Genomic DNA, 19,678 nt, shown 5'->3' with positions numbered 1-19,678 from the left:
CCATGCCGCGCTGCCGCTAGGCTCGAAATGCCATGACACGTATCGTCGCCGGTTTCGCCGGCTCGCTCAGCCTGCAGGTTCCGAAGAGCGGGACCCGCCCGACGAGCGACAGGGTGCGCGAGGCGATCTTCTCCGCGCTCGACGCCCGCGACGCCATCCAGGGCGCGCGCGTGCTCGACCTGTTCGCCGGGTCCGGCGCGCTCGGGCTGGAGGCGGCGAGCCGCGGCGCGACCCATGTGACCCTTGTGGAGAAGAACGCCGACGCCGCCCAGGTCTGCCGCCGCAACGCCCAGTCGGTCGCCAAGGCGGCTCCGCGCTACGCCGTGCCGGTCATCGAGGTGCGGGGAGCCGCGGTGCAGAGCTACCTGGCCGGGGCGGGTTCGACCTACGATCTGGTGTTCATCGACCCGCCGTACGACGTGGACGACGACGAACTGCTCGCGGTGCTGACCGCCCTGGTGCCCAGGCTCGCCCCGCACGCGACCGTGTGCGTCGAGCGCAGCACCCGAACGCCGGAGCCGACGATGCCGGCCGGGCTCGTCGTCGAGCGGCGCAAGGACTACGGGGACACGGCCCTGTACTGGGTCGAACCCGACTGACCGGGCCGGCGCGACGCGCTCAGCCCGCGTTGCCGTCCCACCCGTCGTATGGGTCCCAGCCGCCGCGCGCGTCGAAGGCGCGCCCGCCGACGAGCACGCCGTCGCCGTCGCGCACCGTCCCGATAGCGCGGAAGCCGCCGGGCAGCTCTGTCCCGGCGGGGAAGGTGGCGAGCAGCCCGTGGTCCTCTCCCCCGGTGAGCGCGGCCTGCACGTCGTCGCCGAGCGCCGCGGGGTCGATGTCGATCGCCACCCCGCTCGCCGCGGCGACCCTGCGCGCGTCGAGCGCGAGTCCGTCGCTCAGGTCGAGCATGGCCGTCGCACCTGCGATGGCGGCGCGCGGCCCGTCCTGGATGGGCGGCTCCGGGCGCACCTGGGCCGTCACCGCATCCGGATGCGCGGCGAGCACCTCCGCGAACCGTGCGCGGTCCGGCTCCCCCGCGTCGTCGACGGCGCGCTCGAACAGCAGACGCAGCCCGGCGCCCGCCCGGCCGAGGGCACCCGACACCGCCACCGTGTCGCCGGCCCGCGCGCCGCTGCGCAGCACCGGCGCGCGTCCCTCCAGGTCGCCGAACGCCGTCACGGCGATGGTGAGGACGTCGGAGGCCGACAGGTCTCCTCCGACCACGCCGCATCCAGGCGCGAGTGCTTCGCAGGCGTCGCGGAAGCCGTCGGCGATGCGCTCCAGGTCGACCACCGGGGTGGTCGCCGGGGCCGCGATGGCGACGACGAGGGCTGTGGGGACGGCGCCCATCGCCGCGACGTCCGACAGGTTGGTCGCCGCCGCCTTCCAGCCGAGGTCGTACGGCGTCGACCAGGCGAGGCGGAAGTCGGGGCCGTGCACCATCATGTCCGTTGTGACGACGTATCGACCGTCCGGGGCGGCGAGAACGGCGGCGTCGTCGCCGGGGCCGACGATCGTGGCCGAGGAGGCGGGAAGCCGGGGGAAGATCCGCTTCAGGGCTTCGACCTCCGACGCCTCCCCGATGGTCGCTCCTGCGGTTCCGCTCCCAGACATCGTCATGCATCAAACGGTAGCCTGAAACCGATGTCCACCCGTCACCGCGCCCAGCGTCGCACCTCAGCCGTCCTCACGATCGTCCTCGGCGCAGGCATCGCCCTCGCCGGCTGCGCGCCGATCGTCTCGCTCCAGCCCGCAGCAGAGGCCAACGACCCGGGATGCGCGGAGGTCAGCGTCCGCCTGCCGGACACCGTCGCGGGCAAGGCCGAGCGTCAGACCGACGCGCAGGCGACCGGCGCGTGGGGCGATCCGACCTCTGTGCTGCTGCGCTGCGGCGTGCCGCCGATCGGCCCGACCACCAAGCCGTGCGTGTCGGTCAATGGCGTGGACTGGGTGCTGATGACCGACCCGGACGCGAAGACCATCGTCTATCAGACCTTCGGCCGCACTCCGGCGACCGAGGTCGTCATCGACCACGTCTCCGGCGTCTCCGACTCGGCGGTCCTCCCCGAGTTCGCCAGCGCCATCCAGACCATCAAGCAGACGAGCAAGTGCCTCTCCACCCTCGACACCTCGCTCACCCCCACCCCCACGCCCACCCCGTAGCAATCGAGCCCAGCCTTTTTCACCGCAAAACGCGTTTTTAGGGTGAAAAAGGCTGGGCTCGATTGCGGAGGGGCGCGGGAGGGCGGCTAGGCGGCGGCGCGGGTGAGGGCGACGTCGATGAGCTCGTCGATGAGGGCCGGGTATGACAGGCCGGACTCCTGCCAGCAGCGCGGGAACATCGAGATCGGCGTGAAGCCGGGCATCGTGTTGATCTCGTTGACGACGAAACCGTCCGCCGTCAGGAAGAAGTCGACGCGCGCGAGCCCCTCTCCCCCGATGGCGTCGAACGCCCGCGCGCCGAGCTCCTGCATCGTGGCCAGCTCGGCAGCGGTCAGGTCGGCGGGGCACACCAGGTCGATGCCCGGTGCATCCAGGTACTTCGCCTCGAAGTCGTAGAAGTCTCTGCCGGTGACCACGATCTCCCCGGCGACGGATGCGCGGGTCGCCTGCCCTGGACGCCCGCCGAGCACGGCGATCTCCACCTCGCGCCCAGACAGCCCGGACTCGATGAGCACGCGGTCGTCTTCGGCGAAGGCCGTCTCGATGGCCGCGTCGAGCTGCGACCAGTCGGACACCTTGCTCACGCCGACGCTGGAGCCGGCGCGCGCCGGCTTCACGAACGCGGGAAGGCCGAGCTCCGTTGCGGTCCTGCGGACAGCATCGGGAGCGGTGCGCCACTCGTAGGCCGTCACCGTCCGCCACGGCGCGACGGGGATGCCGGCCTGCTGCAGCACGGTCTTGGTGAAGTGCTTGTCCATCCCGAGCGAGCTGGCGAGCACGCCGCTGCCGACGTACGGAAGGTCGACGAGTTCGAGCATCCCCTGGATGGTGCCGTCCTCTCCCCACGGTCCGTGCAGGATCGGGAACACCAGGTCCACGTCGCCGAGCGAGCGCGTCTCGCCGTTCTCCGTGACGGTCAGCTCGCGCGTCGCGGCCGATTCCGGCCAGTGGATGCGCGTGCCGTTGTCCTCGACGGCCGGCAGCTTCTCCGCGTTCAGCGCGAACAGGGCCGCGTCGTCGGGCTGCAGGGTGAACGCACCGTCGCGGGTGATTCCGACCGGGATGACGTCGTAGCGGGCGCGATCAATTGCGCCCAGCACCCCCGCCGCCGTTGCGCAACTGATCGAATGCTCGCTTGAACGCCCCCCGAAGAGAAGCACGACCGCGAGTCTGTCCGTCATCCGTTGTCCTTTCACCCTGAGGTTCGTCCGAATCGGTGGTCAGATGCGGCGCAATGTCTTTCGGATCGAGCGTACCGGCAAGCACCTGGCTCACCTGGCGCACGATGGGCATGTCCACCCCGCGGGCCTCCGCGAGCGTCAGAATGGGGGCGACGGACGCCAGACCCTCCGCGGTCTGGTTCATCTGCTTCACGACGTCGTTGAAGCTGTAGCCCTGGCCGAGCAGCCGTCCCGCCGTGTTGTTGCGGCTGAGCGACGACTCGCAGGTGGCGATGAGGTCGCCGAGCCCTGCAAGGCCGGAGAGCGTGACGGCCTCCGCGCCGTACGCCACAGCGAAGTCGGTCATCTCGACCAGCCCGCGCGTGATGATCGACGCCTTCGTGTTCTCTCCGTAGCCGACTCCGTCGACGATGCCGATGGCGACGGCGATCAGGTTCTTGAGCACGCCGCCGAACTCCGTGCCGATCACGTCGGTGTTCACGAAGCTGCGGAAGTACCGGTTGGTGGCGGCCATCGCCACCGCCTGCGCGGTCTCCAGGCTGACCGAGGAGACGACGGCGGCCGTCGGCTGCTCCCGGGCGATCTCCAGCGCCAGGTTGGGCCCGGATGCGACGGCGATGCGCTCCAGCTCGATCGGCAGCCCCTGAGCGATCACCTCGCTCATCCGCAAGCCCGTGCCCTTCTCGACGCCCTTCATCAGGCTGACGACGATGGTCGACGGACCGAGGTACGGCGCGATGGCCTCGAGGTTGGAGCGCAGGGTCTGGCTCGGGATGGAGACGAAGACGAGTTCAGCATCCCGCATCGCGTCGGCCAGCTTGGAGGTGGCCTTCAGCGTGCGCGGAAGATTGATGCCCTCGAGGTAGTCGCTGTTGCGCTTCACCTCGTTGATCTCGCGGGCCAGTTCCGGCCTGCGCGCCCAGAGGGTCACGTCCGCCCCACCGTCGGCGAGGATCTTCGCGAACGTCGTTCCCCAGCTTCCTGCGCCGAGGACGGCGATCTTGCGGGGGGCGACGACAGGGCGTCTGGCAGAACTAGCCTTCAAAACGGCCGGTCTCCTTCTGGTCGTGCTCGGCGGGGTTCCACCGGGTGGCAGGCGCCTTCTCGCCGCGGAGGTCTTCCAGCAGCGCGGTGATGGCGTCCATGATCACGGCGGTCGCTTCGTTCAGCGTCGCCGCGTCGAGATTACGGCCTCGGAAGGCGGACAGGTCGACCGGATCGCCGATCTTCACGTCGATGGTCTTGCGCGGGAAGAAGCTGATCTTCTTGCCGTAGCGCGCCATGACCTGCTGCGTGCCCCAGTGCGCGACGGGGATCACGGGCAGGTCGTTCTCCAGCGCCATGCGGGCCGCGCCGGTCTTGCCGCGCATCGGCCACATGTCGGGGTCGCGGGTGAGCGAGCCTTCCGGGTAGATGATGACGATGCGGCCGTCGCGCACGATCTCCTTGGCCGCCGTGAGCGGCGCCGAGCCGCGCGACGACCCGGCGCGCTCCACCGGCACCTGGCCGGACTTGCGGAGGAACCAGCCGACGACCGGGATGCGGAACAGGCTGCCCTTGGCGAGGAACCGCGGCATCCTCCCGAGCTTCCAGCTCACCATCCCGATCATCACCGGGTCGATCTCGCTGTAGTGGTTGGGCGCGACGACGTACGCCCCGCGCCGTGGCAGCTTGTCGCCGTCCACGATGCGGAAGCGCGCCGCGATGCTCATGATCGGGATCACGAGCCCGGCCAGCACCCAGAAGATCGAGGGGGTGCTCGTCTCCTTGCGCGGAAGCTTCTCTGCGCGCCCGCTCACGGGTTTGCTCGAATCGGACACCGGGTTCTGCTCTGAAGAGGGTCGGGACACCCCTCCATTATCCTTCGAGAACGAAGTCGGCTCCCAGAAGCTGCAGCTTGGTGATGAAGTTCTCGTAGCCGCGGCTGATGATCCCGACGTTGCTGACGGTGGAGCGTCCCTCCGCCGTCAGCGCTGCGATCAGGTGGCTGAAGCCGCCGCGCAGGTCGGGAACCTCGATGTCGGCGCCCTTCAGGTCGGTCGGGCCCATGATGACCGCCGAGTGGTTGAAGTTGCGCTGGCCGAAGCGGCAGGGGTGCCCGCCGAGGCATTCCTTGTGGATCTGGATCTTGGCGCCCATGTCGATGAGCGCGTCGACGAAGCCGAAGCGCTGCTCGTACACGGTCTCGTGCACGATCGAGACGCCTTTCGCCTTGGTGAGGGCGATCACGAGCGGCTGCTGCCAGTCGGTCATGAAGCCGGGGTGCACATCCGTCTCGATGACGACGGGCTTGAGCTCGCCGCCCGGGTGGAAGAACCGGATGCCGTCGTCGTGGATCTCGAAGGCGCCGCCGACCTTGCGGAAGACGTTGAGGAAGGTGAGCATCTCCGGCTGGCGTGCTCCGCCGACGTAGATGTCTCCGCCGGTGGCGAGGGCCGCGGCGGCCCAGCTCGCGGCCTCGTTGCGGTCGAACAGCGCGGTGTGGCTGTAGCCGACGAGCTTCTTGACGCCCTCGATGCGGATGACGCGGTCGGTGTCGACCGTGATGATCGCGCCCATCTTCTGCAGGATGTTGATGAGATCCATGATCTCGGGCTCGATCGCCGCACCCTTCAGCTCGGTGATGCCCTCCGCGCGGACGGCGGTGAGCAGCACCTGCTCCGTCGCACCGACACTCGGGTACGGCAGGTCGAGCTTGGCGCCGTGCAGGCCGTTCGGGGCCGTCATCCGGATGCCGGTCGGCAGCTTGTCGACGATGGCGCCGAACTTGCGCAGCACCTCGAGATGGTAGTCGATCGGGCGGTCGCCGATGCGGCAGCCGCCGAGGTCCGGGATGAACGCCTCGCCCAGACGGTGCAGCAGCGGCCCGCAGAACAGGATCGGGATGCGGCTGGACCCGGCGTGCGCGTCGATGTCGGCCATGTGGGCGGACTCGACGGCGCTCGGGTCGAGCAGCAGCTCGCCCTCGTCTGTGCCGTCTGTCACCTTGACGCCGTGGATTTCAAGGAGGCCGCGGACGACCCGGACATCGCTGATGTCCGGGACGTCGCGCAGCACACTCGGGCCTTCGCCGAGCAGGGCGGCGACCATGGCCTTCGTGACGAGGTTCTTCGCGCCCTTCAGCTCGATCCGGCCGCGGAGCGGAATCCCGCCGTTGATCGTGATGCGGTCGCCTTTGAGGCCGACACGCGCTCCTGCTGCCTGGGCGTCCTGAAGAAGTGAGTTCAAAGTTTCACCGGTAACGTCTTGGGCCGCCAGCTCTCGCGGCGGGCTTCGTATTCTGAAATGCGCGCCTCGTCGCGCAGGGTCAGAGCGATGTCGTCCAACCCTTCGAGCAAACGCCACCTAGTGTAATCGTCGATGTCGAAAGACACCTGGACCTCACCGACGCTCGCAGTCTTGGCAACCAGATCCACCGTCGCCGCTATTCCCGGCTGGGCCTCGATGGCCTGCCACAGGCGCTCGGCGTCCTCCTCCGTGATCTGTCCGGCGAGCAGTCCCTGCTTGCCGGCGTTGCCACGGAAGATGTCGGCGAACCGGGGGCTGAGCACGGCGGCGAAACCGTAGTCGCGCAGCGCCCACACGGCGTGCTCGCGCGACGAGCCCGTTCCGAAGTCCGCCCCGGCGATCAGGACGCGGGCGCCCTGGTACTCCGGCCGGTTGAGGATGAAGTCGGGGTCCTGACGCCAGGCGTGGAACAGCGCGTCGTCGAAGCCCGTCTTGGTGACGCGCTTGAGGAACACCGCGGGGATGATCTGGTCGGTGTCGACGTTGGAGCGGCGGAACGGGACGGCGACGCCCTCGATCGTCTGGATCTTTTCCATCAGGCGCCCACCTTCTCTCCTGCGCGGGTATCCGAGCCGTCATGGCCCGGCGTGTCGCCATCCGCGTCCGGCTCCAGGTCCCACGGGCTGGACAGCGTGCCGCGGATCGCGGTTGCGGCCGCCACCAGCGGAGACACCAGGTGCGTGCGGCCGCCCTTGCCCTGACGGCCCTCGAAGTTGCGGTTCGACGTGGATGCGCACCGCTCGCCAGGCGCGAGCTGGTCCGGGTTCATGCCGAGGCACATCGAGCATCCGGCGAACCGCCACTCCGCCCCGAACTCCTCGACGATCTTGTCGATGCCCTCCGCCTCGGCCTCGATGCGCACGCGGGCGCTGCCTGGCACGACCATGACGCGGACGCCGTCCGCCTTCTTCTGCCCCTTGATCACCGAGGCGAAGGCGCGGAGGTCTTCGATGCGGCTGTTTGTGCACGAGCCCATGAAGACCGCATCCACGTGGATGCTCTTCATCGGCGTGCCCGCGGCCAGGTCCATGTACTCCAGGGCCCGCTCGGCGGCGGCGCGCTGGTTGGCGTCGGCGATGGTGGCGGGGTCCGGCACGCTCTGGCTGAGCGAGACGCCCTGGCCGGGGTTGGTGCCCCAGGTGACGAACGGCTCGATGTCGGCGGCGTCGAGGTAGACCTCGGCGTCGAACACGGCGTCGTCGTCGGTCGCCAGGGTGTCCCAGTACGCGACGGCGTCGTCCCAGTCCTGCCCCTCCGGGGCGTGCGGACGGCCCTTGAGGTAGGCGTACGTGGTCTCGTCCGGCGCGACCATCCCGGCGCGGGCGCCCGCCTCGATCGACATGTTGCAGATCGTCATGCGGCCCTCCATGGAGAGCGCGCGGATGGCACTGCCGCGGTACTCGAGCACGTAGCCCTGCCCGCCGCCCGTGCCGATCTTGGCGATGACAGCCAGGATGATGTCTTTCGCGGTCACACCGGGGCGCAGCTCGCCTTCGACGGTGATCGCCATCGTCTTGAACGCCTTCAGCGGCAGGGTCTGGGTGGCCATGACGTGCTCGACCTCGCTGGTGCCGATGCCGAACGCCATCGCGCCGAACGCGCCGTGCGTCGAGGTGTGCGAGTCGCCGCAGACCACTGTGATGCCCGGCATGGTCAGGCCGAGCTGCGGGCCGACGACGTGCACGATGCCCTGCTCGACGTCGCCGAGCGAGTGCAGGCGGATGCCGAACTCCTCGGCGTTCCTGCGCAGCGTCTCGATCTGGGTGCGGCTGGTGAGGTCGGCGATCGGCTTGTCGATGCCGATGGTCGGGGTGTTGTGGTCCTCGGTGGCGATGGTGAGGTCTGGGCGACGCACGGGACGGCCTGCCATACGCAGTCCGTCGAACGCCTGCGGGCTCGTCACCTCGTGCACCAGGTGCAGGTCGATGTAGATGAGGTCGGGCGAGCCGTCCTCGCCCTTGACGACCAGATGGTCACGCCACACCTTCTCGGCGAGGGTCAGTGAATCGGTATTCATGATGCTCAAGAACTCCTTAGCTTGCTTCCGGATCAGCCGACGACGAACTCCGCGACGAGGGAGGCCTGAAGGATCTAGGACTCGTCGCGGCAGCTAAGGAGGAGCAGACCGTGAAACACGTTGTCAGGTTATCACCGGTTCGGCGGTGATCCTGTCAGCTCAGCTCGACGCGCACGGCGAAGCGTCCGAGGTGCACCACGTCGCCGTGTGCGAGCGGCGCTGCCTCCCCAGGGGTGAGCTCTCGCTCCCGCGCGCCCTCCGCGACGACGACCACGCCGTTCGTGGAGTGCGCGTCGGTGACCGAGAGGGCTCCCCCGTCCGCCTCGAAGGCGGCGTGCGTCTTGGACACGCTCGCCGCCGGGTCGTCGACAGCCACCAGTTCCGCGTCCGTCCAGGCGCCGAAGGTCACCGGGTTGCGTCCGACGAGCACGGTGCCCGTCACGGGTACCGCCCTGCCGCCGGGGAGCACGATGCGCCACTGGCGAGCGGGTGCAGCGGCGGCGGCGGATGCGGCGGACGGCGGAGGGCTCGGTGGCGCGAACACCGGGAGCGAGCGCTCGCGCGCGGGAACCTTCGCCGTCTCCGTTCCCGTATCGTGACGGGGAGGGATGAGGTGCGGCGGCGGCACGATGAAGTCGGGCGATTCCACGCAGCCACTATACGGGGAGCGGCCTCCCCGCCCCCGCCCCTGCCACCCCGACCGCACGCCTCCTCCGTTCGGACGGAGATTCCGCCACCTGCCCGCAGTTTCTCCGTCCGAACGGAGTGAGGACCGGCGCGGCGCGTCCGATCTCCTGCCGAAGAACAGTGGATGCGGATCTTCCGTTCAGACGGAGGATGCGCGCGACGCGCCGCGTGTTTCTCCGTTCTGACGGAGTCCGGCCGCGCTGGCCGCGAGGTCTCCGTTCGGACGGGGAGCGGTGTGCGGGCTGCCCGGGCGGCGGCTAACGCCCTGCCCGCTTGGAGCGACGGCGGTAGCGGAACGCCGCGAGCCTGGCGCGCAGCCTGCCGGCCGAGGAGCGGGCGTCCGCGACGGCCGCGTCCGAGGCGCGCCAGACCGCATCCACCCGGTCGGAGCCGACCTCTGAGCCGTCGAACACGGCGGCGTCGACGTCGCGCGCGATGGTGGCGAGGCCTCCGGCGGGCACGCTCAGGTCCTGCTCGGCGCTCTGCCTCTCCAGGGCGCCGGCCGCCTGCAGCCGTGTGGCGTTGCGAGGGACGCTCAGGCCGAGCTCGTCGTATCCGTCTGCCAGTTCCTCCCACGCGCCCGCCGCTCTCCGGTCGGGCGGGCCGGTGGTGAGCCTGCGCTTGCGCCTGCGGCGTTTGAGCGCTGCGACGATGAGCAGCGGCACGAAGTACAGCAGCAGCGGGACGACGACGATCCCGCCGACCACCCACGCCCAGGCGGGGATGGCGAAGCCGCTCTTCGTCTCCTTGCGCTCGTTGTCCTTGGTCTTGACCGGCGTCAGCAGATCCTGCGCCTTCGGGTCGGCCGGCGGCGGCTGCCGCACCTGCGGCTGCGGCTCGAGCTTGGGTTTGGTCGTCTGGTTCTTCGGCGCGTCCGTCTTGGTCGGCGTCGGGAAGAACGGCACCCAGCCGACCCCGTCGAACGCGACCTCGTCCCACGCTGTCACGTCGTTGCCCGTCACCGTCGTCGCCTGGCCGTCGACCACTTTGGGCGCGAAGCCCATCACCACCCTGGTCGGGTAGCCGAGGCGCCTGGCCATCAGCGCGAACGCGCTCGCGTACTGCTCCTGGTCTCCGACCATCGGCGACTTCGCGAACAGGTCGGTCATCCGGTCCGCGCCCTCTCCGGCACGCGACGGGACGGGGTCGGATGCGCGGCCGTGGCTCAGGTAGCCGAGGGTCTTGAGGGAGCGCTCGAGGTTGCGGAGCTTCTGGATCGCGGTGGTCGCGGAGCCCGCGTACTCCTCCGCCTTCGCCGCCACGATGTCTGGGACGTTGGTGACGGGCGGCAGATCGAGCCGCGCGGGCGCGACCTTCGCCAGGGCCTTGTCGCTCGGGATCTTCTGGGCCGTCGCATCCACGGTGTATCGGAGGCCGTCCTTCACGCCGCTCGTCACCGCCGTCGTGCCGGTGGTGGTGTTGACGCGCACCGTGGTCGTCGGGTCGGTGCCCGCGTACGCGTCGAAGCCGAGCGTCGTCAGGTAGCCGATGGTCGGCAGCCAGACGTCCGAGTACTCCTTGATGTCGATCTGAGCCGTGGTGGTCGCGCCCGGCGTGAACAGCGGAGGGGACGGGATGGTGCTGCCGAGCAGTTCGAAGCTGCCGGAGGCGTCGCTGCTCTCCTTCGGGTCGGTGACCGTCCAGACCACGCCGTCGTAGCTGTCCATCGTGGCGAGCCGGATCACCTGGCCGCTGCTGAGGCCGTCGACCGTGAACAGCTCCGTCTTCTCCAGGTCTTTGGTGTACTGCCGGAACCCGGCCAGCGGGCTCGGGTAGTCGAGCGGGTCGAACGGCGGGGTCACCTCCTGCCGCAGCACGAACCGGGATGCGGGCGGCGGCGCGAGCACGGAGCCTGCGAGCGCGCCGACCACCACGGCGCCGAGCACGACAGAGCCGACGCCGACGATCCTGCGCCGCAGCAGACCGGGGTCGGCGACGACCTCGACGGATGCCGAGCGGGTGCGGCGCCAGGCGAGCCAGAGCAGCGCGATAGCGGCGAACGCGACGCCGCGCATCCCGGCGAGGTACGCATCCACGGTGCCGAGCAGGATCCCGGCGACGAACAGCGCCAGCGGCCCGGCCACCAGCACGGCGGCGCGGCCGGCTCCCCTGCCCGTGGCGCTCGGAAGCCAGCGCACCGCGAGCGAGACGGAGACGAGGGTGACGAGCCACCCGGCGACGTACGGCACGACGGCGACGTACGGCGGCGCTTCGAGCGGCGCCTGCAGGGTGACGGCGTCGCTCCAGCCGAACACCGCGCCGATCACGAGCCCGGCGAGGCTGTCGAGCGACGGGAGCACGACCAGCGTGGCGGAGCCCGGCATCGCCAGCGGCGTGCCGAAGAGGAAGTACGCTGCGACGGCGATCGTGACGGTGAGCGGCACGGACAGCCGGAACAGGCGGCAGACGACGGCGGAGCCCGTCCCGACCACCAGACCGCCGATGGCGGCCGTCAGGAACGAGAAGTGGCCGAACGCCGGCTGGAAGCCGAGCACGGCTATGGCGCTGAGCACGACGACCACCGCCACGTCGATCCAGGTCGTGGCGGACAGCCGGTCGATGCTCCCCTGCTTCTGCGCAGGCGCTGCGCGGCGCGGCCGGGACTGCTGCGCCGTCGTCTCGCGCCTCGTCGCGCCGCTCGTCGCGCCGCTCATCGTGCCGCCCGCTTCAGGAGCGCCGGCAGCTCACCGAGCGTCGACACGGTGGCGAGCATCATGCCGCCGAGCCTGCTCAGCCGCGGCTCTCCGTTCACGTCGACGCGCACGCCGATGGTCTCGGTGTCCGTGCCGTACAGGCTCGCGGCCGCCCGGATCTCGGCGGGGTCGAGCAGTGAGCCGACGACCATCACGACCAAGCTCGGCGCCGCCAGGCGCAGTGTCGACCGGCGCACATAGTCGCGCAGGCTCTGGTGCATCCCGTCCACCGGCTGGATGCGGCACGAGTCGTCGAGCAGGGCGGTCGGCGTCTCGACGCGCATCGTCTTCTGCTGCCAGACCGCGTCGAGTTCCGTCTCCTCGCGGATCACGTGGCAGCCGACAGAGGCGAGCACGGACACGCCGAGCTCGAACTCGTCGTCGTCGGCGAAGTGCGACCGCTCGGCGTCGAAGACGAGCAGGAGCTGCGAACGGCGCGTCTCCTGGTACTGCCGCACCATGAGCTGCCCGGTGCGCGCCGACGTGCGCCAGTGCACGTTGCGGATGTCGTCGCCTGGCTCGTAGGTGCGCAGCGCGTGGAACGCGAGGTCGCTGTCGGTGATGACCTTGGTGGTCTGGCCTTCCAGGTCGCGCACCAGGCCGCGGGCGGTCGCCGCCAGCCGGGTGGTCTTCGGGTGCACGAACAGCTCGACCTGGCCGGTCCACGCCGTCGTGCGGCGCAGCAGCCCGAGCTGGTCGCCGCGCACGGACAGCGCGGGCCCGGCGAGGATGAGGGCGCGCCGCGCAGTCGGCACGGCGAACAGCTCCTCGTTCTCCTCACCGGCCGCGAGCCTGGGCACCATGAACTCGGCCACACCGGCGCCGACCGGCAGCTCCATCCTGGTCGGCAGCACGGGACGGCTGCCGGAGTTCCGCACCACCATGCGGCCGAGCGCCCTGTCGCCCGCGACGACGCGGCGCGGGTTCAGCTCGATGGCGACGTCGTAGGTCGAGCGGCCGAACACGAAACCGACGGCGATCAGGAACGCAGCGCAGAGCGTCGCCCCGAGGAACGCGAACTCGGCCCAGCCGAGCACGGCGAGCAGCGCGAACGACACCACGGCTCCCCCGAGCACGATCCAGCCGAACGTGCTCACCACCCCGAGCACGGGTGCGAGCCACCCGGTGACCGCACGCCAGGCAGGGTGGATGCGGCGGCCGAGCGTTCCGAGCATCCCGCGCAGTGCATCCAGGAGCTGCCCGAACGCGATACGGGTCTGGGACAGCGGGCGCGCTCGGCGCCGGCGGCCGGTGGATGCGGCGCCGGGCTGGGAGGCGGTGGCGGTGTCGGGAGCGGCGGTCATCGGTGGGGCTGTTCGTCCGTTCGGTGGCAGGTCACGCGGCGCGGTAGGCGGGCGGGGTCGCCTCGGCGATGGCGCGGGCGACGATGTCCTCGGCGGTCACGCCGGCGAACTCGGACTCCGGGTCGACGATGACGCGGTGCGCGAGCACGGGGATGGCGAGCTCGCGGATGTCGTCTGGCGTCACGAAGGTGCGCCCGGAGGCGATGGCCCAGGTCTTCGCCGCGCGCGCCAGCGACAGGGCGCCGCGGATGCTGACGCCGAGGGCGGCGTCCTTGTCCGCGCGGGTGGCGGAGACGATCTCGCTGAGGTAGCCCATCACGGACGCGTCGGCGTGCACGTCGGAGGCGAGCTGCGCGAGCGCCGTCACCGAGTCGGAGGCGATGATCGGCCGCACACCGGCCGCACGCGAGCGGTTCGACGAGTCGAGCAGCAGGCTCACCGTGGTGTCGTGGTCCGGGTAGCCGAGCGAGGTCTTGATGAGGAAGCGGTCGAGCTGCGCCTCCGGCAGCGAGTACGTCCCCGCCTGCTCGACGGGGTTCTGCGTGGCGATCACCACGAACGGCGCCCCGACGGGGTGGCCGACGCCGTCGACGGTGACGACGCCCTCCTCCATCACCTCGAGCAGTGCGGACTGCGTCTTCGGGCTCGCCCTGTTGATCTCGTCGGCGAGCACGACGGAGGCGAAGATCGGCCCAGGGTGGAACTCGAACCTGCCGTTGCTCTGGTCGTAGATGGTGACGCCTGTCACGTCGGACGGCAGCAGGTCCGGCGTGAACTGGATGCGCGACTGCGTGCCCTCGATCGTGTTGGCGAGCGCCTTCGCGAGCACGGTCTTGCCCGTGCCAGGCACGTCCTCGAGCAGCACGTGGCCGCCGGAGAGCATCGCGGTGATGACCAGCCGGATGCTGTGCTCCTTGCCGAGGATCGCCTTGTCGACGTTCGCGACCAACTGCGAGAAGGCTCCGGAGAACCAGTCGGCCTGTTCCTGGGTTACTGCCACGGTGTTCCATCCATTTCTGTGTTGATCACGGAGCCCAGTCCTGCACGCTGCTCTGCACGCCGCCCGCTGTCACGTACGCTCCGTGGTAGCCGCAGTAGGCGTGCAGCCTGTTCGGGGCGCCGCGATAGTGGGCGTATCCACTGCCGTTCGTCGTGATCGACTCGCTCGTGAGCTTGCCGCCGTTGCAGTAGAAGTTCATCGTGTACGTGGTGTTGCCGCTGAAGTGGTTGAGCGTCACGTCGTAGGTGAAGCTGTGCGCGTATCCGGGTTCCAGGTCGCCCTGGGCGAGGTCGATCGACGGCTGCGGGTCCGGCTTCTTGGCCACGGACACGGTGTTCGAGGTGTCGGCGCCACCGGTCTTGTTGCTGTGGTCGTTCACCGCGCGAACCTGGAACGAGTAGCTTCCGACGCCCTGGTTCGAGACGGTCGCGCTGGTGCCGGACGTGCTGTTCCAGCCGCCCCCGTTCAACCGCCACTGGTACGTCACCGGCCCGCCACCGGTGCCGGACGGGTCGGAGAGCGCGTTCCAGCTCAGCGAGAGGTCGCTCGGCGCATACTGGTCGGCGCTGATCTTCGCCCCGCTCACGGACTGCGGCGTTCCGTACGGCGTGACGGACGCGCTCGGCGCCGACAGCTCGCTCCACCCGTCGGCGTTGTGCGCGCGGACCGTGAAGGTGTACGCCGTGCCGTTGGTGAGTCCGCCGATCGTCACCTGGCCGATCGAGGTCGTCGTCACGGCCTTCGGGCCGCCGCGCACCTCGTACTGGTCGATCGGCTTCCCGTTGTTCGCCGGGGCCGCGATCTCGACCGTGGCCTGTCCGTCGGAGGCCTTGGCGTTGGCGGGGGCGGACGGCTTCTCCGGCACGTCGTGCACGGTCACGCGGTACTGCCCGATCGCCGCGGCCGTCCGCTTCGGATCCTTGGTCGCATCCTGCACGTGGTAGACCACGTTGACCGCGCCGATGGCGGCTCCGGATGCGGCGCTCACCGTGATCGAAGACCCGGTGTACGTCACCGTCACCCCGGCCGGCGCGCTGTCGGCCTTCGCATCGGTGATGGTCAGCGGATGGCCGGGGAACGGGTTCACCCAGGCGGAGTCGCTCGCCGCTCCCGTCAGCGTGGTCGACTTCCCGCGCTGCAGCTCCTGCGTCTGCGGCGGGTTCTTCTGGCTCGCCACCGGCCGGTTGGAGCTGACGACCTGCACGTTCACCGTTCCGGTGATGGTGTGCGTTCCCGAGCTGATCGTGACCGTCACGACCGTCGACTCCCCCGGCTGGACGCCGAGCGGGGCGGACAGCGACAGCGACGATCCGCTGAGCGCGACCTGGATCTTCTTGTCGGTCCACTGCGGGTTCGAGTACGCGAGCTTGGCGAGGATGTCCGGATTGGGGTGGAAGCTCGACGACCGCAGGTCGATGGTGAGCGGCGCCTCCCCCGGCTCGATCTTCTCGCTCGGCGACGTGAAGGTGGGCGCGACGTCCGACTGGTCGGGGCTGCCGACCGTGATCGGCAGCACGAGCGTGGTGATGCGGTCGCTGGTCTGGCCGGCGTCCCGCCCGTCGTCGACCTTGAAGGTGATCGCGGCCGGACCGCGGTAGTCCTTCGCCGCGGTGAAGCGGAGGGTCTGTTCGTCGCCGAACGGCGACGCTCCCGTGCTGTTGGTGGCGCTGACGCCGCTCGCGCCGGTCAGCTTCACCGAACGACCGGAGGGCACGTCGAGGATCTCCGAGAGCTTCCAGCTCTTGCTGCCGCCCATCTCCACGATCTGCTGCGGCAGCGACTTCTTGATCGCCGGCGGCGCCGTGGCGTCGCCCTTCGGCGGTACGACGATGAACGCGTCGCCGGTGAGCCCGGTCACCCCGTCCTTCACCTGGTAGGCGATGGCGAGCCGTTTGGCAGCCGGATGCACGGTGATCGACCCGCCGGAGCCGACCTCGGCGGCTCCCGCGTTCGGGCCGGTGAGCGCGACCGTGAGGTCTTCGACGAGGCCGGACGGGTTGGTCGCCCCGGCCAACGCATCCACTTTCACACTGTCTTTGTTGGCGACGGCGTCCGGTTCGATCAGGTGGTCGATCGCCGACGGGTACTGCTCTTTCGCGTTCGGGGTGACGGTGACCTGGATGAACGCGCTGGCGATGCCGCCCTGCCCGTTGCTGATCTGGTAGCGCACGATGTATGCGCCCTCGGTCTTCGGCGCCGTGACGAGCACCACCTTGCCGTGCACGGACGCCTTCAGGCCCGCATCCACCTGGAGCAGCTTCTTCTGCACGGCGATGGTGTAGCCGTTCGGGTCCGAGTCGTTGTCGAGCACGGGGACGGAGACGGTGCGGCCGGGTTTGACCTGCACGGGGTCGTTCCCTGCGATCGGCGGCTGCACGGCGGTCGGGCGCGGAATGACGCCGATGGTGACCGTGCCCGTCGCCGTCTTCCCGTAGGTGTCCTTGACCTGGTAGGTGAAGGTGTCCGTGCCCGCCGAGGTCGGATACGCCTCGTAGGTGAACGACGTGCTGGAGCTGTCCGAGATGCGGCCGAGCGTGGGCTGGCTGCCGAGGCCCGCGAGCGTGACGGAGTCGCCGTCCGGGTCGATGCCGTCGAGCGGCACGTCGACCGGCACCGTGGACCCTGCGAACGCCCGGATGGTGAGCGGCTGCGGACGCGGTGCCCTGTCTCCGCCCTTGTCCGGCGCGGTCACCACGAAGCTCACCGTCGCCTGCGCTTTCTGGCCGAGCTTGTCGGTGACGCCGTAGACGACGCTGTACTGCCCTGGCTCCGTCGGCGCCTGGTAGCGCACGGTCGTGCCGCTCACGAACGCCGTCGCGCCCGTGCCGGCCGCCGCGACGTCACGCAGGGCGGGATCGAGCGAGAACGGCGCGTTGTCCGGCGAGTAGTCGTTGTCCATCACGGGCACGGTGATGATGTCGCCCGCGCGCACCATCGCGGTGTCGTCGACCGCGATCGGCGGCTGATGGGTGACGAGCGGAGGAACAGGGACGACGGTGATCCCGGCCGTGGCCTCGTGGATGCCGTCGGAGACCGTGTAGACGAGCTGCACCTGCTCGGCGAGCACCGTCGGGGCGGTGACCTTGACCACGGCGTTGTCGAGCACCTCGACGTTGAGGTCTCCTGCCCCTGCCTCTGCCGTGACCGATCGCACCACGAGCACCCGGCCGGACGGCGAGACGTCGTTGTCGAGGACGCTCACCGACGTCGGCTCACCCGGGCGCACGTACGCCGTGTCCGTCACCGCGATCGGTGGAGCGTCCGAGCCGCCGTCCGGGGCGACATCCACCCGGATCAGACCCGTGGTCGACTTCGGGCCTGCACCGAGCGTGTACGTGACGTAGTACTCGCCCGGCGCGTTGCTCAGCACCGTGACGGTGCCGCGGGAGGCGTCCGTGGTGACATCGGCGCTCGCCTGGCCGTCGATGGATGCGCCGACCAGGCTGAGCGGCTGCCCGGACGGCGACTGGTCGTTGTCCAGGGGATGCACAACCACCGGCTTGCCGGTGAACCCCGCTCCGAAGTCCGGCACGGCCACCGGGTCGAGCGTCCCCGCCGCCTTGACCGTGATCAGCAGGCTGCCCGTCGTGCTCTTCTTGCCGTCCGAGACGGTGACCTTGACCTCTTTGGAGCCGGTCTGGCCCGTCTTGCTCGTGAAGGTGACCTCGCCGTTCGGCTTGAACTGCACGTCGTCCTCGGTGGTCGACGCCGCCGACACCAGCGAGAGGTCGTCGCCGTCCGGGTCGAGCCAGTCGTTCAGCACGTCGTACTTCACGGACTGGCCGACCTCGGTCTGCGCCGTGCTCGCGCGCGTGGATGCGGGGGCCGCGTTCTGCGCAGGCTGGTGCAGTGTCGCATCCACCTGGGCGGTGGAGGTGCCGCCGCGCCCGTCGTCCACGGCGTAGCGGAACGAGATGGTGCCGCTCAGGCCGGACGCCGGGGTGAACTGCAGCGCTCGTCCTCCCTCGACCCGTTCCAGCGTGCCCTGCGCCGCCGGCAGCGCAGAGACGTCGGAGATGGTGAGCACATCGCCGTCCGGGTCGGTGTCGTTGGCGAGCACGGGCAGCACCGTCGAGCGTCCGGGGCGCACGCCGAACGCATCGGGGACGGCGGTGGGAGGACGGTTCACCTTCGTTCGCTGCGCGAGGGTGTCGGAGAACGACTGCAGGACGGGCTTCTCCTCGCCGGTGTCGCCCTGCACGGTGGTCTCGTTGGGCTTGAGCTGCGCCCAGTTCTGCACGAGCCGCATGTTCGACGACACCACCCAGGCGTTGCCGTCGCGCAGGTTGTTGAGCGCGATCACGCCATGGTTGACGCGGAATTCGAGATCGTCGCCATTCACCGGTTGGTCGATGTCGATGCCGACGTCGTTCTTGCCGTCGCAGGCGTAGAGGTAGCGCGCCGTGCCAGCCCAGGCTCCGTATGAGCAGTCGCCGAGGCGCACCGGGGCGGAGACCGCCGCCGCTCCTCCCGTCGCCGTCGCCCCTGCGGGATGCGCGACCACGGTCCCTCCGCCGAGCGGGACGCTGAGCAGGCTGGACGCCGTCGCGACCAGCGCGGACGGGTCGTCGGCGGACGGCTGCTGGAGCCTCAGGCCCTTCGCCGGCAGGTCGACCGTCTTCCCGTCCCCGGTGATGAGCCGGTTCGCCTGCGCATCGAGCACCACCGGATGGTCGCCGACGGCGGAGACCTGGAACTTTCCCGGCACGGGGAACGACGCCGCTGTCGCCTCAGCGCCCGGATGGTCGACGGTGTACAGCTTCTTGCCCTGCGGAGCGACGACGAACGTCTCGCCGGTCTTGCTCACGGCGAGCTGCGCATCGGCGCCGACCTTCGCGGCCGGCTTGGTCTTCGCCTTGTCGAAGTCGAGACGGCCGCTGGCGTCGAGCACCCAGAGCTGGCCCGTCGGCGACAGCACGGACAGCGTGTTCGCGCCGTACCCGAGCTGCGACTTCTCCGGCACCTGGATGCGGCCGCCGAGCGACACGAAAGCCGGGTCGATCTTGTCGACCGTGCCGTGCGGGGAGTCGGTGAGGAAGTACGCCGATCCGTCCTGGAGCACGTCCAGGTCGGAGCTCGCGCCGGTGACCGCCGCATCCAGCTCGTTGATCTGATGGTTGAGCCTGCCGCCCATCAGCTTGTCGCCGTTGGTCACCCACACGTCCCTGGTGTCCAGGTCGACGGCGTTGACCGGGAAACCCTTGTGCAGCACCGCGATCGTCAGAGGGACGCCTGCGACGACGGCCAGAGCGGTCACGGAGGCGAGCGTCTTGCGCTTGCGTATCCACGCGCTCAGCGATGCCACTACTCTGCTATCCCCCCGGGTTCGAGAACGACCACTACGC

At 70.0% G+C, this 19,678-nt stretch carries 14 protein-coding genes; 2 read left to right on the top strand and 12 right to left on the bottom strand.

Annotated elements, in window-relative coordinates; all coding sequences use genetic code 11:
• Positions 1-32 precede the first annotated feature (32 nt).
• Positions 33-599: a 16S rRNA (guanine(966)-N(2))-methyltransferase RsmD gene (gene rsmD, locus ACYVGI_RS05285; protein ID WP_460631620.1), complete on the top strand. Its 567-nt coding sequence runs from the start codon at positions 33-35 to the stop codon at positions 597-599.
• Between the two features lie 19 nt (positions 600-618).
• On the opposite strand, the gene thiL is transcribed toward rsmD, so the two are convergent.
• Positions 619-1,620 carry a thiamine-phosphate kinase gene (gene thiL, locus ACYVGI_RS05280; RefSeq protein WP_460631619.1) on the bottom strand — a complete coding sequence of 334 codons (1,002 nt, stop codon included), beginning with the start codon at positions 1,618-1,620 and terminating at the stop codon, positions 619-621.
• Between the two features lie 24 nt (positions 1,621-1,644).
• On the opposite strand from thiL, the gene ACYVGI_RS05275 reads away from it, so the two are divergent.
• Positions 1,645-2,163, top strand: a complete 519-nt coding sequence (locus ACYVGI_RS05275) for a DUF3515 family protein (protein WP_460631618.1) — start codon at positions 1,645-1,647, stop codon at positions 2,161-2,163.
• Positions 2,164-2,249: 86 nt separating this feature from the next.
• Here the strand turns inward: ACYVGI_RS05275 and ACYVGI_RS05270 are convergent, their stop codons facing one another.
• The 11 genes from ACYVGI_RS05270 to ACYVGI_RS05220 all read right to left on the bottom strand — a co-directional run bounded on the left by ACYVGI_RS05270 (position 2,250) and on the right by ACYVGI_RS05220 (position 19,638).
• On the bottom strand, positions 2,250-3,344 hold the full coding sequence (locus ACYVGI_RS05270) for a D-alanine--D-alanine ligase family protein (protein ID WP_460631617.1): 1,095 nt from the start codon (positions 3,342-3,344) through the stop codon (positions 2,250-2,252).
• Positions 3,247-4,389: an NAD(P)H-dependent glycerol-3-phosphate dehydrogenase gene (locus ACYVGI_RS05265; RefSeq protein WP_402849258.1), complete on the bottom strand. Its 1,143-nt coding sequence runs from the start codon at positions 4,387-4,389 to the stop codon at positions 3,247-3,249. Before ACYVGI_RS05265 ends, ACYVGI_RS05270 begins: the two co-directional genes overlap by 98 nt.
• Positions 4,379-5,143, bottom strand: a complete 765-nt coding sequence (locus ACYVGI_RS05260; RefSeq protein WP_460631616.1) for a lysophospholipid acyltransferase family protein — start codon at positions 5,141-5,143, stop codon at positions 4,379-4,381. The genes ACYVGI_RS05265 and ACYVGI_RS05260 overlap by 11 nt, the downstream gene beginning before the upstream one ends.
• A gap of 58 nt (positions 5,144-5,201) precedes the next feature.
• Positions 5,202-6,572, bottom strand: coding sequence for a UDP-N-acetylglucosamine 1-carboxyvinyltransferase (gene murA / locus ACYVGI_RS05255; protein WP_055892977.1), 1,371 nt, complete (start codon positions 6,570-6,572; stop codon positions 5,202-5,204).
• Positions 6,569-7,168, bottom strand: a complete 600-nt coding sequence (gene leuD / locus ACYVGI_RS05250; RefSeq protein ID WP_460631615.1) for a 3-isopropylmalate dehydratase small subunit — start codon at positions 7,166-7,168, stop codon at positions 6,569-6,571. Before leuD ends, murA begins: the two co-directional genes overlap by 4 nt.
• Positions 7,168-8,649 (bottom strand): 3-isopropylmalate dehydratase large subunit, encoded by a 1,482-nt coding sequence (leuC, locus tag ACYVGI_RS05245; RefSeq protein WP_460631614.1) that lies wholly within the window; start codon positions 8,647-8,649, stop codon positions 7,168-7,170. The genes leuD and leuC overlap by 1 nt, the downstream gene beginning before the upstream one ends.
• Before the next feature lie 154 nt (positions 8,650-8,803).
• Positions 8,804-9,298, bottom strand: coding sequence for an FHA domain-containing protein (locus ACYVGI_RS05240; protein ID WP_460631613.1), 495 nt, complete (start codon positions 9,296-9,298; stop codon positions 8,804-8,806).
• 295 nt (positions 9,299-9,593) lie between these two features.
• Positions 9,594-11,990 (bottom strand): transglutaminaseTgpA domain-containing protein, encoded by a 2,397-nt coding sequence (locus ACYVGI_RS05235; protein ID WP_460631612.1) that lies wholly within the window; start codon positions 11,988-11,990, stop codon positions 9,594-9,596.
• Entirely contained in the window at positions 11,987-13,333 is a 1,347-nt protein-coding gene (locus ACYVGI_RS05230; RefSeq protein WP_460631611.1) for a DUF58 domain-containing protein, read from the bottom strand. The genes ACYVGI_RS05235 and ACYVGI_RS05230 overlap by 4 nt, the downstream gene beginning before the upstream one ends.
• A gap of 31 nt (positions 13,334-13,364) precedes the next feature.
• A complete protein-coding gene (locus ACYVGI_RS05225) occupies positions 13,365-14,333 on the bottom strand; it encodes an AAA family ATPase (RefSeq protein WP_460631610.1) in 969 nt (322 codons plus the stop codon).
• Between the two features lie 25 nt (positions 14,334-14,358).
• Entirely contained in the window at positions 14,359-19,638 is a 5,280-nt protein-coding gene (locus ACYVGI_RS05220) for an Ig-like domain-containing protein (protein ID WP_460631609.1), read from the bottom strand.
• Between the last annotated feature and the right edge of the window lie 40 nt (positions 19,639-19,678).

The sequence above is a fragment of the Leifsonia lichenia genome (genome assembly GCF_054780215.1).
This window is presented reverse-complemented; position numbering and strand designations above follow the sequence as displayed.

Excerpts from the sequence above, each read along its gene's own strand:
- thiL (WP_460631619.1), bottom strand. The coding sequence starts at position 1,620 with ATGACGATGTCTGGGAGCGGAACCGCAGGAGCGACCATCGGGGAGGCG.
- leuC (WP_460631614.1), bottom strand. The coding sequence starts at position 8,649 with ATGAATACCGATTCACTGACCCTCGCCGAGAAGGTGTGGCGTGACCAT.
- ACYVGI_RS05235 (WP_460631612.1), bottom strand. The coding sequence starts at position 11,990 with ATGAGCGGCGCGACGAGCGGCGCGACGAGGCGCGAGACGACGGCGCAG.
- rsmD (WP_460631620.1), top strand. The coding sequence starts at position 33 with ATGACACGTATCGTCGCCGGTTTCGCCGGCTCGCTCAGCCTGCAGGTT.
- leuD (WP_460631615.1), bottom strand. The coding sequence starts at position 7,168 with ATGGAAAAGATCCAGACGATCGAGGGCGTCGCCGTCCCGTTCCGCCGC.
- ACYVGI_RS05230 (WP_460631611.1), bottom strand. The coding sequence starts at position 13,333 with ATGACCGCCGCTCCCGACACCGCCACCGCCTCCCAGCCCGGCGCCGCA.
- ACYVGI_RS05275 (WP_460631618.1), top strand. The coding sequence starts at position 1,645 with ATGTCCACCCGTCACCGCGCCCAGCGTCGCACCTCAGCCGTCCTCACG.
- ACYVGI_RS05270 (WP_460631617.1), bottom strand. The coding sequence starts at position 3,344 with ATGACGGACAGACTCGCGGTCGTGCTTCTCTTCGGGGGGCGTTCAAGC.